Origin of the sequence: Sorangium sp. So ce834, assembly GCF_051521425.1 — a bacterium.
In the GTDB taxonomy this organism is placed as follows: Bacteria; Myxococcota_A; Polyangia; order Polyangiales; family Polyangiaceae; genus Sorangium; species Sorangium cellulosum_D.
Genome location: NZ_CP150351.1, coordinates 3882177 through 3902255, shown reverse-complemented (window position 1 = coordinate 3902255; position 20079 = coordinate 3882177). Strand labels below are relative to the sequence as shown.

15 protein-coding genes are annotated in these 20079 nt (G+C 73.2%); 4 read left to right on the top strand and 11 right to left on the bottom strand.

Going from position 1 to position 20079, the window contains the following annotated elements; genetic code table 11:
• Positions 1 to 3 precede the first annotated feature (3 nt).
• From WMF20_RS14235 to WMF20_RS14220, 4 genes are all read right to left on the bottom strand, one after another.
• Positions 4 to 3489 carry a sigma 54-interacting transcriptional regulator gene (locus WMF20_RS14235; protein WP_437614020.1) on the bottom strand — a complete coding sequence of 1162 codons (3486 nt, stop codon included), beginning with the start codon at positions 3487 to 3489 and terminating at the stop codon, positions 4 to 6.
• A 273-nt stretch (positions 3490 to 3762) separates the two neighbouring features.
• A complete protein-coding gene (locus WMF20_RS14230) occupies positions 3763 to 4638 on the bottom strand; it encodes a DUF2520 domain-containing protein (RefSeq protein ID WP_437614019.1) in 876 nt (291 codons plus the stop codon).
• Complete coding sequence (gene nadD / locus WMF20_RS14225; RefSeq protein WP_437614018.1) at positions 4635 to 5306, bottom strand: nicotinate (nicotinamide) nucleotide adenylyltransferase; 672 nt, start codon at positions 5304 to 5306, stop codon at positions 4635 to 4637. Before nadD ends, WMF20_RS14230 begins: the two co-directional genes overlap by 4 nt.
• A complete protein-coding gene (locus tag WMF20_RS14220) occupies positions 5290 to 5907 on the bottom strand; it encodes a hypothetical protein (RefSeq protein ID WP_437614017.1) in 618 nt (205 codons plus the stop codon). Before WMF20_RS14220 ends, nadD begins: the two co-directional genes overlap by 17 nt.
• A gap of 241 nt (positions 5908 to 6148) precedes the next feature.
• Here WMF20_RS14220 and WMF20_RS14215 point away from each other — a divergent pair, with 241 nt between their 5' ends.
• The gene (locus WMF20_RS14215) at positions 6149 to 7423 is read left to right on the top strand and encodes a 2Fe-2S iron-sulfur cluster-binding protein (protein ID WP_437614015.1); all 1275 of its coding nucleotides are present in this window, start codon (positions 6149 to 6151) and stop codon (positions 7421 to 7423) included.
• Between the two features lie 90 nt (positions 7424 to 7513).
• On the opposite strand, the gene WMF20_RS14210 is transcribed toward WMF20_RS14215, so the two are convergent.
• The 3 genes from WMF20_RS14210 to WMF20_RS14200 all read right to left on the bottom strand — a co-directional run bounded on the left by WMF20_RS14210 (position 7514) and on the right by WMF20_RS14200 (position 10789).
• Positions 7514 to 8245: a heme exporter protein CcmB gene (locus WMF20_RS14210; RefSeq protein WP_437614013.1), complete on the bottom strand. Its 732-nt coding sequence runs from the start codon at positions 8243 to 8245 to the stop codon at positions 7514 to 7516.
• Between the two features lie 8 nt (positions 8246 to 8253).
• Entirely contained in the window at positions 8254 to 10185 is a 1932-nt protein-coding gene (gene speA / locus WMF20_RS14205) for a biosynthetic arginine decarboxylase (protein ID WP_129574854.1), read from the bottom strand.
• Positions 10186 to 10411: 226 nt separating this feature from the next.
• Positions 10412 to 10789, bottom strand: coding sequence for a hypothetical protein (locus tag WMF20_RS14200; protein WP_437614011.1), 378 nt, complete (start codon positions 10787 to 10789; stop codon positions 10412 to 10414).
• Between the two features lie 232 nt (positions 10790 to 11021).
• Here WMF20_RS14200 and WMF20_RS14195 point away from each other — a divergent pair, with 232 nt between their 5' ends.
• Positions 11022 to 12050 carry a CPBP family glutamic-type intramembrane protease gene (locus WMF20_RS14195; RefSeq protein WP_437614009.1) on the top strand — a complete coding sequence of 343 codons (1029 nt, stop codon included), beginning with the start codon at positions 11022 to 11024 and terminating at the stop codon, positions 12048 to 12050.
• Between the two features lie 39 nt (positions 12051 to 12089).
• Here the strand turns inward: WMF20_RS14195 and WMF20_RS14190 are convergent, their stop codons facing one another.
• A complete protein-coding gene (locus WMF20_RS14190; RefSeq protein WP_437319901.1) occupies positions 12090 to 12575 on the bottom strand; it encodes a hypothetical protein in 486 nt (161 codons plus the stop codon).
• A gap of 192 nt (positions 12576 to 12767) precedes the next feature.
• Between WMF20_RS14190 and WMF20_RS14185 the strand changes: the two genes are divergently transcribed.
• Positions 12768 to 13469: a transglycosylase SLT domain-containing protein gene (locus WMF20_RS14185; protein ID WP_437614007.1), complete on the top strand. Its 702-nt coding sequence runs from the start codon at positions 12768 to 12770 to the stop codon at positions 13467 to 13469.
• Positions 13470 to 13684: 215 nt separating this feature from the next.
• Positions 13685 to 15070 carry a KamA family radical SAM protein gene (locus tag WMF20_RS14180; protein WP_129574849.1) on the top strand — a complete coding sequence of 462 codons (1386 nt, stop codon included), beginning with the start codon at positions 13685 to 13687 and terminating at the stop codon, positions 15068 to 15070.
• Positions 15071 to 15210: 140 nt separating this feature from the next.
• Here the strand turns inward: WMF20_RS14180 and WMF20_RS14175 are convergent, their stop codons facing one another.
• The 3 genes from WMF20_RS14175 to WMF20_RS14165 form a co-directional block, all read right to left on the bottom strand.
• Entirely contained in the window at positions 15211 to 16515 is a 1305-nt protein-coding gene (locus tag WMF20_RS14175; RefSeq protein ID WP_437614005.1) for a helix-turn-helix transcriptional regulator, read from the bottom strand.
• Between the two features lie 531 nt (positions 16516 to 17046).
• On the bottom strand, positions 17047 to 17694 hold the full coding sequence (locus WMF20_RS14170) for a hypothetical protein (protein WP_437614003.1): 648 nt from the start codon (positions 17692 to 17694) through the stop codon (positions 17047 to 17049).
• Positions 17695 to 17879: 185 nt separating this feature from the next.
• Positions 17880 to 19982 carry a hypothetical protein gene (locus tag WMF20_RS14165; RefSeq protein ID WP_437614001.1) on the bottom strand — a complete coding sequence of 701 codons (2103 nt, stop codon included), beginning with the start codon at positions 19980 to 19982 and terminating at the stop codon, positions 17880 to 17882.
• Positions 19983 to 20079 lie beyond the last annotated feature (97 nt).

Below are 20079 nucleotides of genomic sequence, written 5' to 3'. Positions count from 1 at the left end.
ACTTCAATCCTCCGACGTCCCGCCAAAGCCATACTGTTTCACAAGCTGCGAAAGACGTGGTCTCTTCATACCCAAGAGCACCGCGGCGCGCGTGATATTCCCGCGACTTTCGTCGAGCGCCCGGGCGATGCACTCGCGCTCGATCTCGCGCTTCATGTCGCTCAGGCTGACCCCTCCTCGGACATGCGCGTACGCGAGCTCCAGCGGCGTGCGATCCACGGGCGCCGACGGGGCCACGGGCGCCGACGGTGGGTGAGACTCGGGCTCCGCCCGCTCGGGCGCGGAGGAGCGAGGGCCGCTCGACGGCTCGACGGCAGGGAAAGCAGGCTGCATGCCAGCCCTCGGTGTCATCGGAGCGCTAGCCGGTTCCAGGGCCTCGAGGTCCCGCAGCCCCTCGACGTTCGCCGTGAAGTCCTCGAGCTCGATCACCTCGCCGTCCGCGAAGATCGCCGCGGCGCGCAACGCGTTCTCGAGCTCGCGCACGTTGCCCGGCCAGGCGTGCCGCGAGAGGGCCGAGATGGCCCTGCTGGAGAGGCGCTTCGGCGCCGTGCCGCGCTCGGCGGCGATCCTCTCCAGGATCGCGGCGGCGATCACCGGCACGTCGCGCGGCCGCTGCCGGAGCGCCGGGACCTCCAGGACGACCTGCCGGAGGCGGTAGTAGAGATCTTCCCGGAACTCGCCGCGCGCGACCATCGCGCGCAGATCGCGGTGGGTGGCGCAGAGGATCCGGACGTTGGCGCGCAGCGGGGTGACACCCCCGACCCGCTCGAAGGTCCTGTCCTGCAGGACGCGGAGCAGCGCGACCTGCGTTCGCGGCGAGATGTCGCCGATCTCGTCGAGGAAGAGCGTCCCTCCCTCGGCGAGCTCGAACCGCCCGCGACGGCGCGCCGCCGCCCCGGTGAACGCCCCCTTCTCGTGCCCGAACAGCTCCGAGAGCAGCAGCGTCTCGACCAGGGCGGCGCAGTTCACCTTGATCAGCGGCCCGACCCGCCCGCTCGCCTCGTGGATCGCCTCGGCGACGATCTCCTTCCCCGTGCCGCTCTCGCCGTGGATCAGCACGGTCGCGTCGCTCGCGCCGACCTTCTCGACCTGGTGGAGGAGGCTCAGCAGCGCCGGCGCCGTTCCCACCAGCCGCTTGATCGCGGGCACCACGGCGGACGACCGGTGCGCGCGCGCGGCGATCCGCGCGCACCCGGAGCACGCGCTCGATCCGCACAGCTCGCAGCCCCTCGGCTCCGCCTCGGCGGCGATGCGCGCCGACGCCTCGAGCCGGCCGAGCTCCGCGAAGAGCCGGCGCGCGAGGAACCTGCGCGCGATGTCGGGGGGCAGCGACGCGGCGATGCGATCGCGGAGGTGGATCGCCGCCTCGAGGTGCGACCGCGTGGCCGCGGCGTCGTCGTCGGGCGCGCGCGGCGGCCGATCCCCGGACGCCGAGGCGTGGTGGAGCAGCACGTGCGCCTCCAGGGCGCGCTCGCGGCCGTGGTCCTTCCGCGAGAGCGCGAGCGCCTCGGCGGCGAGCTGCCCGAACGGCTCGCCGGCGGCGCGCGCGCGGAGCGCCTCGAGGAGCGCGACCTCGGCGATGTGCCGATCGGACCTCGCCTCGGCGCGCGCCGCCTTGATCATCTGCGCGGCGAGCAGGAGGTCGCCATCGTCGAGCGCGATGCGCGCGGCCACGGCGTAGCACTCGCCGAGCTTCGGGCCGGCGCCGTACGCGAAGGCGGCGCGGAGCTCGTCCCCGGCCTCCTGGGTGCGGCCGCGCTCGAGGTGGATCTGCGCCGAGACGTAGGCCACGTGCGTGATCCACACGCCGGGGATGCCCGGGCCAGAGACCTTGCGCGCGAACGCGAGCGCCTGCTCGGCCTCCTCGAGGAGCCCGAGCTGGAGCCGGAGCTCCGCGAGGTTCGCGATGAGGTTCACGAGCGCGACCTTGTCGCCGATCTTGCGGAAGATGCCGATCGCGCGCTCGAAGAGGCGCAAGGCCTCCGGGTACTCGTGCTTCAGGTGGGCGATGACCGCGAGGTTCGTGAGCGCGTAGCCGGTCGCGACGCGCTCGCCGCGCCGCTCGCCGTCGTCGAGCACCGCCGAGAGCATCGCGCGCGCCTCGTCGAGCCGGCCGCTGGAGAGCAGCGCGATGGCGCGGTTCAGCCGGGCGCGCAGCTCGCTCACGTGCTCGCCGGCGCGCGCCGCCTCCCACGCGTCGGCCGCGAAGTGCCGCTCCGCCTCGGACCAGGCCTGCTGCGTGAGGAGCAGCTTGCCGAGGATGTTGCGCGCCTGGAGGCGCGTCGCGATCTCGCCCGCGCCGGCGAGCCCCTCCTCCGCGTGCGCCTTGGCCGCCGCGAGGTCGCCCGTCTTGCAGCAGAGCTCCGACGCCTCCACGGCGCCGCGCGCCCGCTCCGCGGGCGTGGCCGCGGCGGCCGCCGCGCGCGAGAGCACCATCGCGGCGGTCGTCAGGTCGCCGCGCGCGCTCGTCGCCCGGCCGTGCACGAGCAGCGCGGCGAACGACTCTCCCTCCCGCAGGGCCGCCGAGGAGAAGTCGAGCGCGAACTCGACGTCGCCGAGCCGGAGCGCGAGCTCCGCGGCCCGGAGCAGCCGCTCGCCGGGCGGCGAGCCGGGGAGCGCGCGCATCGATCGGGCCCAGCGCTGCCAGAAATCGGCGCGCGCCGACGGCTCGCCGACCGAGGAGATGGCGAGCGTCGCCGCGGCCTCGGCGCGGTCGGCCCGGCCCAGCGAGGCGAAGAGCTCGCTCGCGCGCGAGAGGCTCCACGGGTCGGACGGCTGCTCCTCGAGCGCCTCCGCGACCGCGAGCACGTCCTCCGGGCCTTCGCCGGCCGGATCGGCGGCCGCGCGCCGCGCCGTCACCCACCCGCGATCGTCGGCCTCGATCAGCCCGAGGCCCGCGAGCTCGTCGCCGGCGAGGGGGCACGCGACGGCCCCGGGCCCCTGCTCCGCGCGCCGCGGCGCGAGCCGGCCGAGCTGCGCGGACGGCCAGGGCCGCTGGCTCAGCGCGAGCCGATCGAGCAGCCGCCTGGCCTCGAGGCTCGGCTGCTGCGGCAGGGGGCGCGGCTCGGCCGGCGCGGCCAACACGGCGGAGCACCAGCCCTCGAGCGCGTCCAGCCGGTCGAGCTTCGCGACGACCCGGCGCTCCGCCTCCGCCGCGAACGCCTCCCAGAACCGGTGCAGGTCGTCGGGCGACGCGACGCCGTCGATCGCGATGGCGCTCGTCCACGGCCGCCGCGCCGCGTCGCTGCACACGATGACCAGCGCGGAGCTCGACCCTTCCGCGATGAGGCGGGAGACCTCCTCGAGCACGAGGCTCCCCCAGCTCGTGGGCTCCCCCTCGGCGACGAGGAGGATCGCGCCCTCCGCGGCGGCGCTGATGCCCTGCGCGACCGCGACCGGATCCGCGGAGGCGACGCCGCAGCGCAGCGCGAGATCGCGCCAGGGGTCCCGACCCGCGGCGTGCGCGGCCGAGATCAGCGAGCGCCCCACGCCTCGAGCGCGACGCGCGAGGTGGGAGCAAACCGCATCCAGGATCGGCCGCTGTCCATGGACGTGGAGCACCCCACGCGACGCGGCTTCACGGACGCGCTCATCGAGCGCCCGGAAACCCCCGGCATCGCTCGTGGTGGCAGAAGGAACGCAGGCTGCGGCAACAGATCCCAAGGCAATGGAAGCGTACCTCTCGGCTGGAGCACGCATCAACGGATCCTGCCGTCGAGCATCAATAAGTATCTGCCGCACCAATAGAAAATTTCAGTGCGACTACCTGGTTCCGTCCAGGACCTGCTGGATTGCGTCGAACGCGTCCGGAGGTGCTTCGCCCAGGGCGCGGGCCAGCGGGAGCTGCGTGGCCGCGGCGGCGACGTAGAACGGGACGAGGTGCGGCGCGAGCCGGCGGAGCGTCTCGAGGTGCCGCGCGACGCCGGGCGCGTCGCCGCGCCGGACCGGCCCCGTGAGCGCCTCGGGTACGCCGAGCACCTCGACGTTGTCCGCGACCGTGCGGAGCAGCGGGCCGAGCATCTCGGCGGCGGTCTTTCGCTCGACGCCGGCGCGCTCGAGCAGGTCGACCCCGGCGGCAGCGAGCGCCGCGGCGCCGTTGGCCACGAGGCCCGCGGCGGCGTGGTAGGCGACGCGGTCGAGGCCGGAGAACGTGCGCGGCGTCATCCCGAGCCGCACGCCGAGCGCGCGCGCGGCGCGCACGGCGGCGGGATCGCCGTCGATGTGGAGGTGGCCGCGCTCGAGGAAGGGCACGAACGCGGGCGAGGCGAACGAGATCAGCGGGTGCATCTGCGCGACCGAGACGCGGCGGCCCCGCACCGCCGCGAGCGCCTCCGGGCCGAGCGCGCCGGCGCAGTGCACCACCGCGACGTCCCGGTGGCCGACGAGCTTCCGGTCGCGCATCGCCTCGGCGGCGGGCGCGATGTCCCGATCGCGCACGGCGAGGATCACGAGGTCCGCCTCGATGCGCTCCGCCGGCAGCCCGTCCCGCGCGGGCCGCAGCGTGACCGACAGCCCCGCGTCGCGGCTCGCGCGCGCGAGCCCGCGGCCCACCTTGCCGGCGCCGTAGATGAACACCTCCGGGAGGGCGCTCTCGTCCCGGTGCATCGGCGACGGGCGCGTGCTGTCCATCTCGTTCATGCGCCGCTCCCGTAGAGGCCGTGCGCGAGCGCGTAGTCGAGCACGTCGCGCGGCACGCGCTGGCGGACGGCCTCCAGATCGCCCGCGGCGAACGCCAGGCGGATCTCGCTGCTCGAGATCTGCGGGAGGAGCACGTCCGCGGGGCGCAGGAGCGGGCGCGGGTCCGCCGCCGCGTCGAGGCGCTCCGCGGCGGTCGCGGCGAAGCCGGAGCGGCCGAGGACGATCGGCGGCGCGATCTGCTCGATGCGATCGAAGCGGTGCCAGCGCGGGAGATCCGGGAGCACGTCGGCGCCGACGAGCAGGCGCATCGCCCAGCCGGGGTGCGCCGCGGCGAGGTGCTCCAGCGTGCGCAGCGTGAGGCTCTCGCCGCCGAGCTCGCGCTCGACCGCCGAGACCGACACCCCCGGGAGCCAGCCGAGCGCGAGCTGGCACATGGCCAGGCGATGCTCGAACGGCGCGAGCTCCTTGGAGAAGGGGTGGCGGTAGACGGGGACGACGAGCACCTCGTCGATCGGCGCGACGGAGATCGCGTAGGTGGCCGCGAGCACGTGCGCCACGTGGGGCGGGTTGAAGCTGCCGCCGAAGATGGCGACGCGGCGCGCCTCTGACGCTGACCCGCGCGCGCGCACGCCCTTCGCGTCCGCGGCTCCCTCAGCCGTGCGAGCCACCCTGAACCCTCAGCTTGGGGCCGGCCGCGGGCGGACCCACGATCTCGCGCGCGGTCACCGCGCCGCTCGCGTTGATCACCTCGATTCGCACCCCGCCGTGCCCGTCGTCGAGGAGCGCCCGGCCGCCCTCGGAGCCGATCGGCCCGGGAGAGAAGAACGTCCGTGGGCCGACCTTCTTGATGAGCGGCTCGGAGCTCTTGCCGAAGACGAGGAGCGACGCCGCGACGATGTCCTCCTCGTCGAGCGCCGCCTTGTCGAACACGAACAGCGCGACGCGCCCGTCCAGGATCTCGATCGTGCGCTGGCCCGGCGGGAGGCTCATCAGCACCTTGAGGCGCAGCCGGGCCCGCTCGGACGCCACGAACGCGTCGATCTGCTCGGGCGTCGCGGCGGCGCAGCGCGCGGCCCGATCGAACAGGGCGCCCTCGGCGGGGTTCGCGCCGACCAGGCTCTGCGCCCAGCCCTCGACGACCCGGTCGAGCGCGTCGTCCTCGGCGACGTAGATGACCCGCTCGGCGTGGCCTTCGTCGAGCAGGTGCTGCACGCCACGAGCGAGCGCGGGCAGATCACCCTGTGCAGGGCCGAGGACGCCGAGGCGCATCGGCCACAGCATAGATCAGCGCGCGAAGCGGAGGGCACCTTCTCCGCGCCGCGCGCTCGCGCCGGCGACGCCGCGCGTTTTCCCTGCCGCTCCCTGCCGCTCCCTGCTGCTCACCTGCTGCTCCCCTGCCGCTCCCTGGCCGCTCCCTGGCCGCTCGTTTGCGGCTTCCCTGCCGCTTCGTTCCCGTGTTTTCCCAGGCCCGCGGCGCGCGCGCCCGGCGCGCGTCTGCTAGCGTCCGCCCATGTTTCGGCGAGGTCGCGCGCTCCGGGATCCGGTCACCATCACCCTCGACGGAGCGGACGTCCCGGCGGAGCGGGGAGAGCCGCTGGCCGTGGCGCTGCTCGCCTCCGGGCGCGTGACGCTCGCGCGGAGCCCGAAGCTGCACCGCCCGCGCGCGCCGACCTGCCTGCGCGGCGGCTGCGACGGCTGCCTGGCGCGGGTCGACGGGGTGCCCAACGTGATGACCTGCCTGCGGCCGGCCGCCGGCGGCGAGCGCATCGAGGCGCAGAACGTGGTCGGCTCGCGGGAGGCGGATCTGCTGCGGGTGACCGACTGGTTCTTCCCGCAGGGGATCGACCACCACCACCTGATGGCCGGCATCCCCGGGCTGTCCCGGGTCATGCAATCGATCGCGCGCAAGCTGGCGGGGCTCGGCCGGCTGCCGAGCGCGCCGCTCCCGCCGGAGCCCGCCGCGCGGCTCGATCTGGACGCGGCGGTGATCGGCGCCGGGCCCGCCGGCGTCGCGGCGGCCTCGGCGCTCTCGGCGCGCGGCCTGCGCGTCGCGCTGATCGATGACGGCGTCGCCCCCGCCGGGTCGCTCGCTGGGGCGCCGCGCCGGGCGGCGGAGCTCCGCGCGCGGCACCCGCTCGACGGGGTGCGCGTGCTCTGCCGGCACGTGGCCGCCGGCGTCTACCTCGGCGAGCTCCTGGTCGCCGGCGACGCGGGCGCCACCGTGATCGAGGCGCCCGCGCTGGTCTTCGCCACCGGGGCGCACGACGGCGTCGCGGCGTTCCCGAACAACGATCTGCCCGGGGTCTTCTCGGCGCGCGCGCTCTGCCGGCTGCTCGCCTGCGGCGTCGAGCCGACCGGCCCCGTCGCGATCGCGGGCGAGGGCTTCTGGGCCGACGAGCTCGCGGGCGCCCTCGGCGACCGGATCGCGGCGCGGATCCCGCTCGCCGCGCTCGCCGCGGTGAACGGGATCTCGCAGGTGAAGAGCGTGACCGTGCGCGGCGCGCCCTTCGCCCCGGGCAGCCCGACGAGCGATCTCAAGGTGGTGGCGCTCGCCGTGGAGGCGCCGGCCGCGCCCTCGTTCGAGGTCGCCGCGCAGGCGGGCGCCCGCGTCGAGGTCGACCCGCGCGCGGGGTACGCCGTGCGGGTCGACGCGCGCGGCCGGGCCGGCGACGGCGTGTGGGCGATCGGCGAGTGCACCGGCGCCGCGCTCGATCTCGACGGCGTCGAGCGGGCGGCGTCGCTCCTCGCCGACGACGTGCTCGCGGCGCGCGGCGCGGCCGCGTGAGCCTGCGATCGCCGGCGCGCGGCGCGCCGCGATCGCCGCGGCCCAGCTGCGCGGCGCGCCGCGATCGTCGCGGCGCGGCCGCGCGGCGGGTCAGCCCTCGATGATCAGATCGAAGAGGCCGATCCCGCCCGCGATGAACACGACGTCGAACACGCCCATGAGCGCCACGTAATCGGTGAGCTCGCCGAGCGTCGCGCCGCCGAAGAGCTCCCGCGTCCCCGCGACCGCGGCGAGCAGGGTCGGCGCGAGCAGCGGGAAGAGGACGCTCGCGAGCACGAGATCGCGGGCGCGCGTGCGCACGGTCATGGCCCCGAACAGGGTGCCGCTCGCGGCGATGCCCGGCGTCGCCGCGAGGCAGAAGAGCGCGAGCCCCGCGCCCGTCTTCGCGAGATCCACCGCGAAGAGGAGCGCCGCGGCCGGGATGATGATCGCCTCGACCGCGATCACGAAGACGCACAGCCCGAGCGCCTTGCCGGCGAACAGGGCGCTCCTCGCGATCGGCAGGACGAGCAGGCCCGAGAGCGCGCCGTCCTCGCGCTCCCGCTGCCACGTGCGGCTCAGCGCGAGCACCGACGCGAACGCCACGCTCACCCAGATCACGCCGGGCGCGACCCGCTCGGCCGCGTCCTGCCCGGCGTAGAACGCGAGCGACGCGATCACGGCGACGAGCACCGCGAAGAACCCGCTCGTCGTGACGATCTCGCCCGTGGCGAGCTCGATCGCGAGATCCTTCCGCGCGACGAGCATCGCCTGGCGCACCCACCCGGGCCGGCGCCTCGAGAGGGACGCCGGGCCCGCGGGCGCCGTGGTCTCGGAGAGCACGGCGCGGCTCAGAGGCTCAGGTACGTCTGATCCTTGAGCCCCCGCTCGTAGTCGGCGAGCAGCCGCATGCCCTCGGTCGGCTTGAGGAGGTCCTGCTTGATCGCGCCGTCCACCTGGGCCTTCACCTTCCCGACGAGATCGCGGTTGTCGTACTGGGTCAGCGCCAGGACCTCGTGGATCTTGTTCCCGGCGATCGTCTCCTCGATGTAGTACCCGCTCTCCTCGTCCTCATCGAGGAAGACGTGCACCTCGTTGACGCGGCCGAAGAGGTTGTGGATGTCGCCCATGATGTCCTGGTACGCGCCGGTCAGGAAGATGCCGACGTAGTACGGCTGCTCGCCCACGATCGGGTGCAGCGGGATCGTGTCCTTCACGTCGTTGAGATCGATGAACTTGCTCACCTTGCCGTCGGAGTCGCAGGTGATGTCGACGAGCGTGCTGTCCGCCGCGGGGCGCTCGTTCAGCCGATGGATCGGCACGATCGGGAAGAGCGCGCCGAGCGCCCAGTGATCGAGCAGCGACTGGAACACCGAGAAGTTGCAGATGTACTGGTCGGCGAGCTGCTTGCGGAGCTCGCCGAGATCGTCCGGCACCTCCTCGGGATCGAGCTCCGACGCGATCTTCTGCATGGCCTCGGCGATCTCCCAGAAGAGGATCTCGACCCGGGCCTTCACGTCGAGGTTGAGCAGGCCGAGCTCGAACATCTTCTGCGCCTCCTCCTTGATCTGGAGCAGGTCGTGCCACGACTCGCCGAGGTTCGGCCCGGAGAGGTTGTCCTTGATGTAGAGGAGGTTCTGGATGAGCTTGTGCTCCTCGGTCTGGATGTCGATCGGCGACATCGGCGTCTTCTCGATCGAGCCGAACGCCTGGACGACCAGCACCGAGTGGTGCGCGACGATCGCGCGGCCGGACTCCGAGACGATGTTCGGGTGAGGCACCCGCTCCTCGTCACAGATGTCCGCGATGTTGTGCACGATGTCGCGCGCGTACTCCTCGACCGAGTAGTTCATCGAGGAGTGGAAGGTCGAGCGCGAGCCGTCGTAGTCGATGGCGAGGCCGCCGCCGACGTCGATGTACTCGATGCGCTGCCCCATCTTGCGGAGCTTCGCGTAGTAGCGCGTCGCCTCGCGCACGGCGCGCTTGATGATCAGGATGTCCGGCACCTGCGAGCCGATGTGGAAATGGAGGAGCTTGAACGAGGCGCTCATCCCGGCCTCGTCCATGATCCGGATCGCCGCGAGGATCTCGGCGGTGGAGAGCCCGAACTTCGCGTTCTCGCCGCCGGACGTCTTCCACTTGCCCGCGCCCTCGGTGAGCAGCCGCACCCGGAGGCCGATCATCGGCTCGACGTTCATGTCCTTGGCGACGCGGGTGATCATCCGCACCTCGGAGAGCTTCTCCGCGATGAGGATCACCTTCTTGCCGAGCTTGCGCCCGATCAGCGCCGTCCGGATGAAGTTCTCGTCCTTGTAGCCGTTACAGACGATCAGCGACTCGGGGTCGTGATGGACCGACAGGCCGGCGAAGACCTCGGGCTTGGAGCCGACCTCGACGCCGTAATGGTAGGTCTTTCCCGCGTCGAGGATCTCCTCCACGACCTCCCGGAGCTGGTTCACCTTGATCGGGAACACGCCGCGGTACGTCCCGCGGAACTTGCTCTCGGCGATCGCCTTGTTGAAGGCCTCGTTGAGCGACCGCACCCGGTGGTGGAGCAGGTCCTGAAAGCGGATCAGGAGCGGCGTGCGGAGCCCCTGCTCGAGCGCCGCGTCCACGACGTCGCGGATCGCGATCTTGCTGCCGCGCTCCTGGAGCGGGGCGACGGTGAGGTTGCCGTCCGGGCTCACGTCGAAATAGCCGCGACCCCAGCGGTCGATCATGTAGAGCGACTTGGCGTCTTCCGTGGTCCAGACGCCGGTCTCGATCTCGTGCGCGCTGCTCACAGTCGTTCTCCTTGGCGGGGCTCGCGGCGGGCGACACCCACCTTTCTGGGAGGGCCCACGGGGGGCTTCAGGCTCATCAGGGGGACGTCAGATCGTCGGTCCGACGCTGGACGGCTGGACGCCGCGCGCTGGCGACGCGGCTCAATTACGATAGGAACGCCGGACCTTCAAGGGCGGGCAGCCCGGTCCGGTCCGGCATGGACGGCGCGCTCGACGAGCGAGCGGCTCAGGCCTGAGCCTTCGGGGTCGCCGAGGCGGCCTTCGCCCGCTTCGACGCCGACTGGTAGAGGTCGTAGAGGCGCGGCACCGGGTACGCCTCAAGGCGCTTCCTGTAGCCCTGGTCCTTCGACCGGTTCAGGACCGTCAGCGTCTCGTCGATGAGCTTCGCGCGCGTCCCGAACTTCTCCTTCACCGTGCTGAACGTCGCGTGCAGGCGGAGGAGCTTGGCGTTCGACACGTGCTCCAGGCCCTTGGAACCGCCCCGATCCGAGCTGACGCGCCCGAGCCAGAGGTCCTCGGACGCGAGCCCTTTCACGGCCTCGACGAGCTTCGCCTTGTCGCCGAAGCGCTCCTTCACGATCGCAAGCGGATTTTTGCTGGCCATTGCTGAGACTCCCACGGGCAGGCGGGGCCTGCGCCGGAAATGCGCGAGATGACTCGCGCGGCATTGAAGAGGGAGCGCGATCTAGCAGAGCGGCCCGGGTCACCGCAAGGGCGCGCCGCGGAGGGACCGCGCCGGCGCCGGAGGGCGCGACGGCGGGGAGGTACCGGCGCCGACGGCGGAGGGCGCGAAGACGGCGGAGCCCGCGCGTCGGCGCTGTGCTGGGCCGCGGATCATGGTACAGGGCGCGCCGATGCTCAACCTGGGGAGCTGGCTCGTGGCGCACGTCGACCGGCTCCGGCCGCTCCGGCCGCTCTCGGACGCGAGCGCCCGCCTCGCCGAGCCCTCGTCGGCCCTGGCGAGCACCCTGCTGAAGGCGCTGTTCCCGGTCGCCGCGTTCATCGCGCTCGCGCCCGTCCTCTGGCTCTTCTTCCGGCGCACCTGGCGGGAGCTCGACGTCGAGGCCCACGAGCACCAGCGGCGCACCCTCGCCGCCGGGGGCTACGATCGCCGCCCCGCGGTCCTGTTCACGATCACCGCGGTCGTGCTCATGCTGCAGCAGTACTACGGCGGCCGGGCGGTCTACGACGAGCACATCCGGCCGTGGCTGCGCGAGCTCGAGCTCGCCCAGGCGCTCTCGCCGGGCGGGGTGATCGTGCCGATCTCGCTCCGCCGCTACGGCGAGCTCTACAGCTACGTGTGGTGGTCGTTCACCCGCGTCTTCGGCTACGTGGCCATCCCCATGGTCGCGTGGAAGGTCTGCTTCCCCAGGGACAGCCTGCTCGACATGGGGCTGCGCGTCCGCGGGCTCGCGCAGCACGCGTGGATCTACGTGCTCTGCCTCGCCGTCGTGGTCCCGGCGGTGTTCATCGTCGCGAGCGCGCCCGACTTCGGGAGCTACTACCCCTTCTACAAGCAGTCCTCCCGCTCCTGGTTCGACCTCATCGCCTGGGAGGCGATGTACTTCGCCCAGTTCTTCGCGCTGGAGATCTTCTTCCGCGGCTTCTGGCTCGCCGGCCTCCGCCACACCCTGGGCTCCGGCGCGATCTTCGCGATGGTCGTCCCCTACTGCATGATCCACTTCGGCAAGCCGTACCTGGAGGCGGCCGGCGCCGTGGTCGCCGGGATCGCGCTCGGCTCGCTCGCGATGCGCACGAAGAGCATCTACTCGGGCTTCCTGGTCCACGTCACGATCGCGCTGCTCATGGACCTCGTCGCGCTGTCGAACCGCGGCGCGCTGCCGCGATCGTTCTGGGGGACGTGACGCCGGCGAGGCCGGCGCCGCCGGCCCTCGCGCGGCGGCTCAGCCGAGCGTCCGGGTCAGCTTGCGCATGATCTCGGCGCGGCTCCGGTCCCGGATCTCGCGCCGGTACAGCGCCTCCAGCCCGACGGCGGCCGCGCGCGCCGCGTCGCGGTGCTCGCCTTCCCAGGGGAGCACCGCGAGCCGCCGCCACAGGATCTTCTCCAGGAGCCGGGGCCTGCGCCTGGCGAGCGCGCCGCTCGCGAGCTCGATGACGCGGGCGGAGGCGGGGTCGGCCCGCATCGCGCGCACGAAGAAGCCCACGGCGGCGGTGACGCGGCGGCCGCCGCGCATCGCCTGCACGCCCGCGTCGCACAGCGCCTCGGCCCGCTCGCGCGGGGTCGCGGCGCGCCGCGCGCGCTCCCGCGCGGCCTGGACCTCGGCGCTCAGCGCGTCCCGGCGCCGCCGGGCAGGGCGCATCTTGATGACGAGGAACAGGATGAAGAGGGCCGCAACCCCCGCGAGCACGTGTCGCCAGCCGATCTCCATGGCGCCCGACTTAGTACAGCGCCCGGGACGTGCTCACCAGAGCGAGCTTCCGCGCGGACGCCCCGCGCGGTGGACGGCCTCGCGCGGCCGTCCTCGGAATGGCGCCGCGCGCCGCGGCGTTCGCCACGACGTTCCTTTGACGTTCCTTTCCGCCGCCACGGTGCGGTTTGCACGAGCAGGCGATCCCAACCTATGCTGAGCCGAGAAATGCCCGTCCAGTCGACCTCCGGCTCCTCCGTTCGCGCGCCCCTGCGGGCCCTCGTCGCCGCGCTCGGCCTCGCCGCCCTCGCGCTGCACCCGGGCAGCGCGCTCGCCGATATCTTCACGTACACCGACGCGGATGGAACGGTGCACTTCTCGAACCGCGCCGCTGGCGACGGGCGGTTCAAGCTGTACATCAAGGGCGACGGGCGTCGCCCCGGGGCGCGCCCCGGCGTCGCGCCGGTGGCCCCGAGCGACAAATCCCTCGAGCGGTTCAGCCGCTACGACACGTGGATCCGTCAGGCCGCGACGCTCTACCAGATCCCCGAGGAGCTCGTCCGCGCCGTCATCAAGTGCGAGAGCGACTACGATCCGCGCGCGGTCTCGCCCGTCGGCGCGCAGGGGCTGATGCAGCTGATGCCCGAGACTGCCCTCCGCATGCAGGTGCGCGACCCGTTCGACGCGCGGGAGAACATCTTCGGAGGAACGCGGTACCTGCGCATCCTGGCCAACCTCTTCAACGGAGATCTCGATCTCACCATCGCCGGGTACAACGCGGGCGAAGGGGCGGTGATGCGGTACGGCGGCATCCCGCCTTACGAGGAGACCCAGGCTTACGTGACGCGCGTGCGGACGTATTACGCGCGCTACCGCACCACCCGGGACACCACGGTGGCCTCCATCGAGCCCTGATCGGCTCGCCCGCCGCACCGCCCCTCCGCGCGCCAGCCGGACGCGCCGCTCGACCGCGCGGCGTAGCGCACACCGCCCCCGACAGGGGTACCGCGATGCTACGATCCCAGGAACGGCTGCCGCAGCCGCCGCCGGGCAGGCCCCGGGAAGCGCAGGTGCGGGCAGGCGGCCACCCCTCACGCTCTCTTTGCTCCGCACGGGCAAGGGTCCACGATATGACGACCACCTCGAGCCTCATCGAACTCACCAAGCGAAGCCCCGACATCGCGCCCCTCAAGCCGCCGGTAGATCCGGCGTCGCTCCAGCACACCCAGCTGCTCGAGGTGCCCGACTTCCGGAGGATCCCGGCGTACGCCGAGGTGACCGACGAGCAGTTCATGGATCACCGGTGGCAGGCGAAGAAGTCGATCACCCGCCCGGACAAGCTGCTCGACACGCTGCGCGGGATGGTGTCGGACGACTTCATCCGGGACGCGACCGAGGGCTTCGCGCACGCGCCCATGAGCGTCCGCGTCTCGCCGTACATGCTCTCGCTGATCGACTGGAACGATCCGTACGGCGATCCGCTCCGGACGCAGTTCATCCCGCTGGCCTCGCGCTTCCTGCCGGATCACCCGAAGCTCGGGCTCGACTCGCTGCACGAGCGCGCCGACGCGCCCGTCCCCGGGCTGACGCACCGGTACGCCGACAAGGCGCTGTTCCTCCCGCTCGACACCTGCCCCGTGTACTGCCGCTTCTGCACGCGCAGCTACGCGGTGGGCATCGACACGGGGGAGGTCGAGAAGACCCACTTCAAGGTCGACGAGGAGCGGTGGAAGCGCGCGTACGCGTACATCGCGTCGCGCCCGGAGCTGGAGGACATCGTCGTCTCCGGCGGCGACGCGTACAACCTGCGGCCAGAGCAGATCAGCGCGATCGGCGAGGCGCTCCTCGGGATGCCGAACATCCAGCGCATCCGCCTCGCCACCAAGGGCCCGGCCGTGATGCCGCAGAAGATCCTCACCGACGACGAGTGGATCGACGCGGTGACGCGCACGGTGGAGCTCGGACGGAAGCTGCACAAGGAGGTCGTGATCCACACGCACTTCAACCACCCGAACGAGATCACCGGCGTCACCCGCGACGCGATGAACAAGCTGTTCGAGCGCGGGATCACGGTGAGGAACCAGTCGGTGCTGCAGCGCGGGGTGAACGACACGCCCGAGACGATGAAGCTGCTCGTGAAGCGCCTGGGGCACCTGCACGTGCACCCCTACTACGTCTACATCCACGATCTCGTCCGCGGCGTGGAGGACCTCCGGACCACGCTCGCGACCGGGCTCATGATCGAGAAGCACGTGCGCGGCTCGACCGCCGGGTTCAACACGCCGACGTTCGTCGTCGACGCGCCCGGCGGCGGCGGCAAGCGCGACGCGCACTCGTTCGAGCACTACGACCGCACGACCGGGATCTCGGTGTTCGAGGCGCCGAGCGTCAAGCCGGGCCAGCGGTACACGTACTTCGATCCGATCGATCAGCTCCCGCCCGAGGGGCGCGCCCGCTGGGCGGACCCGGCGGAGCACCAGAAGATGATCGACGAGGCGCTCCGCGCGTCGCGCTGAGGCGGCACGCGCGCGCGGTGTGGAGGGGCCGCGCGCGCGGGCGCGGTGGAGGGGCGCGTGCGGCAGCGCTCGCGCGGGAGCTGGCGGCGGCGGCGCGCGCTCGCGCGGGAGCTCGCGGCGGCAGGCGCGCCCGCGAGGCCCTACTGGCCCTCGGCCTGCCCCGAGCCCTCGGCCGGCGGCGGCTCCGCGTAGCGGGCGAGCGCGCCGGCGAGCTCGCGCTTCACGCGGTCCACGAGGTCGGGCGGCTCGACCACGCGGGCGGTCTCGCCGAAGCCGAGCACCCACGTCGCGAGCTCGGTCATGTCGCCGATGTGCATCGTGAGCCGCACGCCGCCGCCGGGCAGCTGCGTGATCTCCTGGGAGGGGTGCACCTTGCGCGTCCGCACGAACTCGGTCACGCGCTCGTCGAAGTCGATCACGACGCGCCGGGGCTCGCCGCCGCGCCAGATGCCGAACTGGCCCTGGAAGTAGTCGTCGATGGAGAAATCAGGGGGCAGCTCGAAGCGCTCGGTGACCGCGCACTCCGTGTCGCGCATGCGATCGAGCAGGAACGTGCGCACCTCGCCGCGGCTGACGTGGAGGCCCACGCAGTAAATCGCGTCCTTGTAGAGGACGAGCGCGTACGGATGGATGAGCACCCGCTCCTCGCGCCCGTCCCGCGAGCGGCGGTAACGACACCGGAGCGGGCGCAGATCGGCGACGGACTGGAACAGGTCGTCGAGCTCCTCGGTCCGCGCGGCATAGTCCTTCGGGGCGAACGGGAGGTAGAGGAAGCGCTCCTCCAGCCGCGCGTCGGCGACGCCAGCGTTCGGGCCGCGCCCTGGCCTGCGCGCGACGCCGAGCAGCCGCTGCGCGGCGAGGTCGATCTCCTCGAAGAGCGTCGAGCCGCGCATCGGCTCGAAGAGGCGGCGGGCGGCGAGCAGGGCGTACGCCTGCGTCCGCCGCACCTCGACGCGCCGGGGCGCCTCGCTCGGCGAGAGGCGCCAGAGGCGAGGGCCGCCGGGGCGCGTGGCGACCGACACGAGATCGAGCTCGCGCTTGACCTCGACGAGGTAGCGCCGGAGCGAGCGCGGCGTGACGTTGAGCTCACGCGCGAGGTCGTAGATCGTCAGGCCGGCAGGGTGCTTCTGCAGCAGGCTGCGCAGCGAGTCGAGCCGCCGGTGCTGCGTGAACGGGCCGCGCGGCCGGCCGCGCCGCGGGCCGCCCTTGGCGTCGTCCTCGTCGTCCTCGTCCTCGTCGTCCTCCGGCGCAGGAGGCTTCTTCGAGGCGGCCGCAGGAGGGGGCGCGTCCGTCCGCGCCGGGGCCGCTGGAGGGCGCACGCTCGGCGGAGGGCGCACGCTCGGCGGAGGGCGCACGCTCGGCGGAGGGCGCACGCTCGGCGGAGGCGGGGCCGCCGTGCTCGGCCTGACGTCCGGCGCCGCGTCCCCCGTGAGCCGCGGCGTCACGCCCGCGCGCGGCTTCGAGGGCGGCAGCGCGCTGCTGGAGAACGGGTCGGCGGCCTGGCCGACGCGCCCGCGGGATGCGCTCGCGGCCCCGCTCGAGCCGGCGGCCCCCCGCGCGCGAGCGGGCGAGGTGGCCGGCGCAGGGGCACCCCCAGGGCCTGTGCGAGCAGCGCGCGCCATCAGCTCAGGGCTCTATCGCATCACCCCTTCCCATCCAAGATGTTTGTCCCGCGCTCCGCCGGCCGGACGGCGACCGCGGCGCGGGCGCACGAGGACTCGCGCATCGCGCGCCGCACGCCGGGCTCTGGCCGCGGGCCGCGCGGGTGCACGAGGACTCGCGCATCGCGCGCCGCATGCCGGGCTCCGGCCACGGCGCGGGGGGCTCGCGCGGGCGCTGCGCACCGACAAATCTGTTAGTTATCCTAACTTATCTACACGTGAGCCGCAGCGACGCAGCGACGCAGCGACGCAGCGGCGCGCTGGGCGCGCTGGGCGCGCTGGGCGCGGGGGCGCCCGGTCGGCGCGGCGGGCGGCTCACCAGGGACGATCGCGCATCGTCTTCTTGTACTGCTCCTTGTAGAGGTCGTGGCACTGCTTGCAGCTCGCCTTCGCGCCGTCGATGTCGCCGGCCGTCGCCTTGGAGGCGCCGGCCTTGGAGATCGCCGCCCAGCTGCCCATGCCCGGCGGCGGCTTGCCGGCCACGTACTGGAGCGCCGCCGCGATCTTCTCGCCGTCGCCGCTCGAGGTCGCCGAGGCCATCGTGCTCTTCATCCAGGCCTGCATCGGACAGAGCTTCTGGCCCTTCGCGCCGCACTCGAACTTCTTCTCGCCCGCCTGGGCCGCGCCGGTCGCCGCCGGCGCAGCGGCCGACGCCGCCGCGGTCGCCTTCGGGGCCGCCTCCGCCTTCGCGTCCGCCGCGGCCGCCTCCGCCTTCGCGTCCGCCGCGGCCGTCTCCGCCGGCGCGGCCGCCGCGGCCGCCGCGGCCGCCGAAGGTTCGGCGGTGGCGGCGGCCGGCGTCGTGGCCGGCGCGGCCGTCGTCGCCGCCGCGGCCGCGCTCTCGGTCGGCTTGCCCTCGGCCACCGCGCCCGGGGTCGTCGCGTCGTTCCCCTTGCTGTCGCAGCCGAGCGTGGCGAAGGACAGGCTCGCGAGCAACAGCGCGAGCGGGGTGATCGTTCTCCTCATGCAGTCTCCTTGGTGATGAACAGAAGCGCTCCTTCGAGCGCGACCGAGGGATGCGTGCCGCGGTCCCCGGCTCGACGCGCAGTGTAAACGGGTCGCCGTCCGTCCGCTGCGTTCGCGCGCCCCCCGGACGCCGCCCGCGCCCCCTCGATGCCGCCACCCGAGGGCCCGCCGCGAAGGTGCCGCCGTCAGAGGCGACGTCCGACGACATGAACCTCTCCGCCGGTCAGACCGCGCTCGATCCCCTCAGTCGCGCCCGGCGTCGCGGCAAAGGCCGACCACCGGAAGTTGTCGAGGAGGGCGACGGAGTCGTTCCAGGGATCATTTGTGTCCCAGATCACAAACCGTAGCTCCATGATCTCTCCGGGGACGACGTTGCCGTTCATGACCAGCCAGCCGGTCCCGCCGCCGGCGCGCTCGCTCGTGCCGCACCAGCCGGGCTCGCCCTCGATCTGCGCAGGTGGCCTCGTGATGTCGAACCCCGTCCCGAGGAGCTGACCGACGCCCGTGCAGGTGGTCGTCGAGCCGGCCTTGGCGCCGCCGCCGCACCCCGTCGGCCCGTTGACGCACTGGGTGAAGAGCCCGGTATCGCCGAATGCGAGGTTCACGCCCAGCGGGTAGACCGAGCCGCCGGCGGGCGGGGGATCGTAGAACGCGAGGTTCTTGTCCTCGGGGTTCGCCCTCTCGCCCGGAAAGGGCTCGAACGTGGAATCGAGGAGCGCGAGGAAGAAGTCGTTGAACCGGCTGCACACCCACTCCGGGTATTCGGACGAGAGAAAGAACGTCGAGACGCTGAACGAGCTCGCGTTCGTCGGCACGCGCACGCGCAGCCGCAACATCACGGGATCGTGGGCCGTCGTGCCGCCCAGCGGCTCCGGACAGCCGGGCGTGTTCGGGAGGCGCTCGCCGTTCGCCTCGATCCAGTCCGCGGGCATGCCGCTCGACGTCCCCATGTTCTGGCCGCCCTGGAACGGGGCGAAGCTCGGCCGCGTGTTGTTCGGCGACGCCTGGGCCGCAGCCACGCCCGTCGAGAGCACCGCGAGCCGCGCGCCCCGGAGCGGCAGGATGCCGGAGCCGAAGCCCCGCCGGATCGACCGCTGGGCCGCCACGGGCGCGCCGGTGCCGTCGGCGAGGCGGAAGCTCGCCGAGATGACGCCCCACGTGCGCCGCGACGCCGTCGTGGTGGCGCAGAGATCCATCGCCTTCGCGTAGTCGAGCGCGGTCGCCGAGTCGCTCGCGAGCCCCTCGTCGCAGGGCGAGGCGTTGTCGACCGCGCCATCGCAGTCGTCGTCGATCCCGTTGTCCGCCACGTCGAAGGCGCCAGGGTTCATGAGGGACGGAGGGCCGCACCCGTCCAGCGAGGAGTCGCAGCAATCGCCCTCGCAGATCGTCCACCCGTCGCCGTCCTCATCGGGCGGGTTGTCGACCGTGCCGTCGCAGTCGTTGTCGATGCCATCGTCGCACGCGTCGAGCTCCGGCAGCACCTGGCCGAGGCACGGCCCCCAACCGAGGCCGCTCGGCCTGCACGTGGAGACCCCGGGGGCGCAGGGACCGACCCCCTCGGAGCCGGGCCTCCCCTGGTAACACGCCCTCGTCTCGCCCGGCGTGCACGAGCACGGCCCGCGCGCCCCCTCGTCGTGCTCGCACCCGTCCGCCGGGTCCTCGTTGCAATCGAGGAAGCCGCTGTCGCAGGCGCTGAGCACGCAGCCGCCCGCGACACAGGCGCTCTCGCCGTGCGCCAGATCCGGGCACGCCCGACCGCACAGGCCGCAGCTCAGCGCGTCGGTCTGGAGATCCCGGCAGAGCCCGTCGCAGCACGAGGCGCCGCCGTCGCACGGACGCGTCGGCGAGCAGCCCTGAGCGCACTCGCCCTCTCCGGTGCACAGCGTACCAGGAGGGCAGTCGCCGTCCGTGACGCAGGCAACACAGGTGTGCTTGGCGGGATCGCAGTGGAGCGGAGCAGGGCAGTCGGACTGGGATTCACATCCGGCCACGCAGCGCTTCTCCTCGGGATCGCACACCTGGCCGGCCGGGCACGCGTCCGGGCCGGGGAGACACGCGACGCAGCTGCCCGTCGCCCGGTCGCAGAGCGGAGCGGCGGGATCCGCGGAGCAGTCGGTCGGGCACTCGGCCCCGCCCTCCCCTCCGCCGCCCAGGGGAACTCCCGGGGATCCGGCGCCGGCGGCGCAGGACGGCGCCGCCGCGGACGCGAGCGCGAGCCCCGCCAGGGCGACGAGCCCTCCGGTCCAGGCCAGGGGGCGGCGACGGACAGCGCAGGTTCTGGTCGACATCGGCGAGCTGCTCCCCTCCGCGGAGGCGGCGCACCCGAGGGGTGCCCGACCGCGAGGATCGTAGAATACCCCGCCGGCGCCGCGGACGATGACGGAT

Excerpts from the sequence above, each read along its gene's own strand:
- WMF20_RS14170 (WP_437614003.1), bottom strand. The coding sequence starts at position 17,694 with ATGAGGAGAACGATCACCCCGCTCGCGCTGTTGCTCGCGAGCCTGTCC.
- WMF20_RS14220 (WP_437614017.1), bottom strand. The coding sequence starts at position 5,907 with ATGCGCCTCGGCGTCCTCGGCCCTGCACAGGGTGATCTGCCCGCGCTC.
- WMF20_RS14185 (WP_437614007.1), top strand. The coding sequence starts at position 12,768 with ATGCTGAGCCGAGAAATGCCCGTCCAGTCGACCTCCGGCTCCTCCGTT.
- WMF20_RS14180 (WP_129574849.1), top strand. The coding sequence starts at position 13,685 with ATGACGACCACCTCGAGCCTCATCGAACTCACCAAGCGAAGCCCCGAC.
- WMF20_RS14200 (WP_437614011.1), bottom strand. The coding sequence starts at position 10,789 with ATGGCCAGCAAAAATCCGCTTGCGATCGTGAAGGAGCGCTTCGGCGAC.
- WMF20_RS14190 (WP_437319901.1), bottom strand. The coding sequence starts at position 12,575 with ATGGAGATCGGCTGGCGACACGTGCTCGCGGGGGTTGCGGCCCTCTTC.
- WMF20_RS14195 (WP_437614009.1), top strand. The coding sequence starts at position 11,022 with ATGGTACAGGGCGCGCCGATGCTCAACCTGGGGAGCTGGCTCGTGGCG.
- WMF20_RS14230 (WP_437614019.1), bottom strand. The coding sequence starts at position 4,638 with ATGAACGAGATGGACAGCACGCGCCCGTCGCCGATGCACCGGGACGAG.
- WMF20_RS14215 (WP_437614015.1), top strand. The coding sequence starts at position 6,149 with ATGTTTCGGCGAGGTCGCGCGCTCCGGGATCCGGTCACCATCACCCTC.
- WMF20_RS14165 (WP_437614001.1), bottom strand. The coding sequence starts at position 19,982 with ATGTCGACCAGAACCTGCGCTGTCCGTCGCCGCCCCCTGGCCTGGACC.